Annotated in this window: 4 protein-coding genes and 1 pseudogene; 4 read left to right on the forward strand and 1 reads right to left on the reverse strand. The window is 67.8% G+C overall.

From position 1 onward, the window contains the following. From PHP91_RS17100 to phnW, 3 genes and pseudogenes are all read left to right on the forward strand, one after another. Positions 1-286 (forward strand): annotated as a pseudogene (locus PHP91_RS17100) (phosphonoacetaldehyde hydrolase); the annotation flags it as partial. Positions 287-305: 19 nt separating this feature from the next. Beyond that, positions 306-1,679, forward strand: a complete 1,374-nt coding sequence (locus PHP91_RS17105; protein WP_300143693.1) for an aspartate aminotransferase family protein — start codon at positions 306-308, stop codon at positions 1,677-1,679. A 10-nt stretch (positions 1,680-1,689) separates the two neighbouring features. Beyond that, entirely contained in the window at positions 1,690-2,805 is a 1,116-nt protein-coding gene (gene phnW, locus PHP91_RS17110) for a 2-aminoethylphosphonate--pyruvate transaminase (RefSeq protein ID WP_300143696.1), read from the forward strand. Between the two features lie 83 nt (positions 2,806-2,888). Here the strand turns inward: phnW and PHP91_RS17115 are convergent, their stop codons facing one another. Further along, positions 2,889-3,641 carry a transporter substrate-binding domain-containing protein gene (locus PHP91_RS17115; protein WP_300143700.1) on the reverse strand — a complete coding sequence of 251 codons (753 nt, stop codon included), beginning with the start codon at positions 3,639-3,641 and terminating at the stop codon, positions 2,889-2,891. Positions 3,642-3,836: 195 nt separating this feature from the next. Between PHP91_RS17115 and PHP91_RS17120 the strand changes: the two genes are divergently transcribed. After that, positions 3,837-4,221 (forward strand): DUF523 domain-containing protein (locus PHP91_RS17120; RefSeq protein ID WP_300143703.1); only part of this gene is annotated, 385 nt, incomplete at its 3' end.

The following is a 4,221-nucleotide window of genomic DNA, read 5'->3' on the forward strand; positions in this document are numbered from 1 at the left end:
CATGGAGGCCATGGTCAAGATCGGCGACTCCATCAGCGACGTCCAGGAGGGCCTGAACGCGGGCATGTGGACCATCGGCCTGACCAAGTCCGGCAACGAGATGGGCCTGACCCTCGACGAGATCTCCGCCCTGCCGAAAGAGGAAGTGGAACGGCGCATCGCGGACAACGCGGCCCGGTTCAAGGCCGCCGGCGCGCACTACACGGCCGAGTCCATCGCCGAATGCCCGGCCATCATCCGCAAGATCAACGAGCGGCTGGCCGACGGCGAAACCCCGGCCCCCTAAGCCCCCAAGGACCTGCGCCATGGCCGACACCAAGCCCAGGCTCACCGAAGGCGACGTCAACCTCTCGCCCAACCGGCGGCAATGGATCGACACGCTGTCGGAGAAGACGCGCGCCCTGCTGGACGCGGACGCCGAGGTGTTCCTGCACCAGTCCCTGTCTACGCCCTGCCTGGACGCGCTCTCGGGCTGCGAGGGAAGCGTCCTGCGGGACCTGGACGGCCGGGAGCTGCTCGACTTCCACGGCAACTCCGTGCACCAGGTGGGCTACGCCAACCCGCACGTCATGGAGGCGGTGCGCGCCCAGCTCGACGCCCTGTCCTTCTCGCCCCGGCGCTACACCAACGAACCGGCGGTACGCCTGGCGCAAAAGCTCGTGGACCTCGCTCCCGGCGACCTGGGCAAGGTCCTCTTCGCGCCCGGCGGCACCTCGGCCATCGGCATGGCCCTCAAGCTCGCCCGCGTGGTCACCGGCCGGTTCAAGACCGTGTCCATGTGGGACTCGTTCCACGGCGCGTCGCTGGACGCCATATCCGTGGGCGGCGAGGCGCTCTTCCGCGCGGGCGTGGGCCCGCTTTTGCCCGGCACGGAGCACGTGCCCCCGGCCGAGCCGTACCGCTGCCTGTTCAACCCCGGCGGCCGGTGCGCGAACTGCGGCCTGCGCTGCGCAAAGTACGTGGAATACGTGCTGGAGAAGGAAGGCGACGTGGCCTGCGTGCTGGCCGAACCGGTGCGCTGCACCACGGTCAACCCGCCGCCGGAGGGTTACTGGCCGTTCATCCGCCAGGCGTGCGACCGCCACGGCGCGCTGCTGATCTTCGACGAGACGGCCGTGTGCCTGGGCCGCACAGGGACCATGTTCGCCTTCGAGAACTTCGGCGTCACGCCGGACATCGTCACCCTGGGCAAGGGGCTGGGCGGCGGGATCTTCCCGCTGGCGGCCATCGTCGCCCGCCGGGACTTCGACCGGGCCGGGAACATCGCCCTCGGCCATTACACCCATGAGAAGAGCCCCGCGGCCTGCGCCGCCGGGCTGGCCGCCATCGAGGTCATCGAGGGCGAGGGGCTGCTCTGCCGCGCCCGCGCCCTGGGCCTGGCCGTGCTCGACCGGCTGCGCGCCATGGCCGACGCACACCCGCTGGTCGGCGACGCGCGCGGCATCGGCCTGTCCATGGGCGTGGAGCTGGTGCTCCCGGACAACCAACCGGCCACGGCCGAGGCGGACAAGGTGCTCTACCGCTGCCTCTCGCGCGGCCTGAGCTTCAAGATATCCGGCGGGAACTTCCTGACCCTGACCCCGCCGCTCACCATAACCGACGAAGAGATGGTTCGCGCCCTCGACATTCTCGAAACGTCCATCGCGGACGTGGAGCGGGAACGCGGACTGAACCAGTGAGGATACGATCATGGATCTGAAACAGCTTCCCGACAATCCCTACGTTCTGCTGACGCCCGGCCCGCTCTCCACCACCAAGTCCGTCAAGGCGACCATGCTGCGCGACTGGTGCACCTGGGACAACGACTACAACGCCATCGTCCAGGACATCCGCGCCCGGCTGGTCAAGCTGGCCCACGGCGGGGACGAATACACCGCCGTGCTCATGCAGGGCAGCGGCACCTTCTCCGTGGAGTCCACCATAGGCTCGGCCCTTCCGCGTGAGGGAGGCAAGCTCCTGGTGGTGGCCAACGGCCACTACGGAGACCGCATCGGCGTCATCGCCGAGCGGCTGGCCATCCCGGCCACGGTCCTCCAGCTCGGCGAAATGGGCCGCCCCACCCCCGCCGACATCGAAAAGGCCCTGGACGCCGACCCGGCCATCACCCATGTGGCCGTGGTCCACTGCGAAACCACCACCGGCATGCTCAACCCGGTGGAAGCCATCGGCAAGGTGGTCAAGGAACGCGGCAAGGTCTACATCGTGGACGCCATGTCCAGCTTCGGCGGCATCCCCATCGACATCAAGGCGCTCGGCGCGGACTTCCTCATCTCCAGCGCCAACAAGTGCATCCAGGGCGTGCCGGGCTTCGGCTTCGTCATCGCCCGCCGGAGCGAGCTGGAAAAGTGCGGGGGCAACGCCCGTTCCCTGAGCCTCGACCTCCACCACCAGTGGCGCGAGATGGAGTACAAGAACGGCAAATGGCGCTTCACCTCGCCCACCCACGTGGTCCGCGCCTTCGCCCAGGCCATGAACGAGCTGGACGAGGAGGGCGGCGTCGAGGCCCGCCACGCCCGCTACTCCGCCAACCACGACGCCCTGGTCGCGGGTATGCGCGCCCTGGGCTACGAGTGCCTGCTGCCCGACGACTTCCAGTCGCCCATCATCACCTCCTTCATGAACCCGGCCGCCCCGGCCTACGAGTTCAAGAAGTTCTACGACGAGCTCAAGGGCCACGGCTGGGTGGTCTATCCCGGCAAGGTCACCGGGGCGGACACCTTCCGCATCGGCAACATCGGCGACGTCAGCCCGCAGGACATCGCCGAGCTGCTCAAGGCCGTCGCAGCCTCCATGTACTGGGAATAGCTTCATCAATCCGCTCCGCACCTCGTCCGGAAGGGCGGGTGCGGGGCGGCCTCGGGACCGGGTGGGAACGCCCGCGAAAGGCCCTACAGGCCGCGCAGGTATTCGCCGATGATCCTGTCCACCTCGCCGGCTTCGACCATCCGGCGCAGGGCCCTGGAGAGCTCGGGAATCCGCTCCATCAGCGGAGACTTGCGGGAGATGACGAAATAGACCTTGGTGGGCTCCTCGTGCCGGAACGCCGCCTTCACGATCAATTCGCCCAGCCCCTCTTTCCGGATGAGATAATCGCCGGTCTCCTCGGTGGCGATGAAGCAGTCGATGTGCCCGGCCGCAAGCTTGCGCACATTGATCTGGTCGCACTTGACCGCATCCTTTTTGAGGGCGCGGTCCTCGTCGAACCGTTGAAAATACTTCGCGCCCAGGGTCGTTCCGATGGTCAGGCCCCGGAGATCCCCGAACCGGCCGAGGACCACTCCCCCGCCCTTGCGGACATAGAGCGCCTTCACCGTCCTGTTCTTGTAGGGGGGCTCCAGGAAATGCAGGTACGCCGCACGATCCGGGCTCCACAGGACGCCGTTCATGATGTCCGCCTCGCCGTCCTCCATGGCCGCCAGGCAGCGCTTCCAAGGCATCCTGAGGCACTTCGGCGCAAGCCCGACCTTCTCCAGCAACGCCCGGGCGAGCTGAATGTCTATGCCCGCGACCTCGCTTTCGCCATCCGCCAATTTCCATGGCGGATAATGGTCGACCGGCATCAGCGCCTCCTGGGCGAACGCCGTCGACGCGCAGCAGCAGGCGAAAAGCAGGACAAGACACAGGGCGCGGGCAAGGATCATCACTCGGTTGCGGGCCTCCCTCCATCCTCAAACGGATGTTTTTCTCATTTTCCAACCTAGAATGGAGCCGCCCGGTTGGCAAGCCTGGAATGCCGCTTGGGCGGGGGCCGTTTTCGGCCCGGAAAGAATAATTCCCCCGCCCCGCCTTTTCCCCTAGGCTTTCCGCAGAACCGGAAAAGTCCGGAGGGGAAGCCGATGACGAACGCATCGCCAAAACCGCGACTGGGCATCGCCCGCTGCCTGCTGGGCGAGGAGGTGCGCTACGACGGCGCCCACAAGCTCGACCGCTACCTGCGGGACACCCTCGGCCCGTTCGTCGAGTGGGTGCCGATCTGCCCCGAGGTCGGCTGCGGCATGCCGGTGCCGCGCGAGGCCACGCGGCTGGCTGGCGACCCGGTGGCCCCGCGCCTGGTCGGGCGCAGCTCCGGCGCCGACTGGACAGACCGGATGCGCGACTGGGGCAAGGAGCGGCTGGATGAACTCGCCCGGCCCGGCCTGCACGGTTACGTCTTCCAGTACGGCTCGCCCTCCTGCGGCATGTCGCGGGTCAAGGTGCACACCGGCCAGGGTTCGCCCCGGC

This window comes from Pseudodesulfovibrio sp., assembly GCF_028692895.1.
Classification (GTDB): Bacteria; Desulfobacterota; Desulfovibrionia; order Desulfovibrionales; family Desulfovibrionaceae; genus Pseudodesulfovibrio.

Coding starts and splice junctions, on each gene's coding strand:
- PHP91_RS17105 (WP_300143693.1), top strand. CDS start 306: ATGGCCGACACCAAGCCCAGGCTCACCGAAGGCGACGTCAACCTCTCG.
- phnW (WP_300143696.1), top strand. CDS start 1,690: ATGGATCTGAAACAGCTTCCCGACAATCCCTACGTTCTGCTGACGCCC.
- PHP91_RS17115 (WP_300143700.1), bottom strand. CDS start 3,641: ATGATCCTTGCCCGCGCCCTGTGTCTTGTCCTGCTTTTCGCCTGCTGC.